Raw genomic sequence first — 781 nt, forward strand, 5'->3', positions numbered from 1 at the left:
CCGGCTACCTGCCCCATTCGACCACCAAGCGAAACATCGCATCGAGCGAGCACGTACTCGGATGGAAGCCGGTCTTGTCGATCAGGATGATCTGGACGAAGAGCATCAGGGGCTCGCGCCAGCCGAACTGTTCGCCAGGCTCAAGGCGCGCATGCCCGACGGCGAGGATCTCGTCGTGACCCATGGCGATGCCTGCTTGCCGAATATCATGGTGGAAAATGGCCGCTTTTCTGGATTCATCGACTGTGGCCGGCTGGGTGTGGCGGACCGCTATCAGGACATAGCGTTGGCTACCCGTGATATTGCTGAAGAGCTTGGCGGCGAATGGGCTGACCGCTTCCTCGTGCTTTACGGTATCGCCGCTCCCGATTCGCAGCGCATCGCCTTCTATCGCCTTCTGACGAGTTCTTCTGAGCGGGACTCTGGGGTTCGAAATGACCGACCAAGCGACGCCCAACCTGCCATCACGAGATTTCGATTCCACCGCCGCCTTCTATGAAAGGTTGGGCTTCGGAATCGTTTTCCGGGACGCCGGCTGGATGATCCTCCAGCGCGGGGATCTCATGCTGGAGTTCTTCGCCCACCCCCATGGGCAAATATTATACGCAAGGCGACAAGGTGCTGATGCCGCTGGCGATTCAGGTTCATCATGCCGTTTGTGATGGCTTCCATGTCGGCAGAATGCTTAATGAATTACAACAGTTTTTATGCATGCGCCCAATACGCAAACCGCCTCTCCCCGCGCGTTGGCCGATTCATTAATGCAGCTGGCACGACAGGT

The 781-nt window shown here is 57.7% G+C and carries 3 pseudogenes; all 3 read left to right on the forward strand.

Features of this window, described 5'->3' with window-relative positions:
• A pseudogene (locus PRECH8_RS14350) lies at window positions 1–414 on the forward strand (APH(3') family aminoglycoside O-phosphotransferase); the annotation flags it as partial.
• Between the two features lie 20 nt (window positions 415–434).
• Window positions 435–587 (forward strand): annotated as a pseudogene (locus PRECH8_RS14825) (DUF8817 family protein); the annotation flags it as partial.
• A gap of 1 nt (window position 588) precedes the next feature.
• Window positions 589–705, forward strand: a pseudogene (locus PRECH8_RS14355) (CatA-like O-acetyltransferase); the annotation flags it as partial.
• Window positions 706–781: the final 76 nt, after the last annotated feature.

The sequence above is a fragment of the Insulibacter thermoxylanivorax genome, assembly GCF_015472005.1.
Taxonomy (GTDB): domain Bacteria; phylum Bacillota; class Bacilli; order Paenibacillales; family DA-C8; genus Insulibacter; species Insulibacter thermoxylanivorax.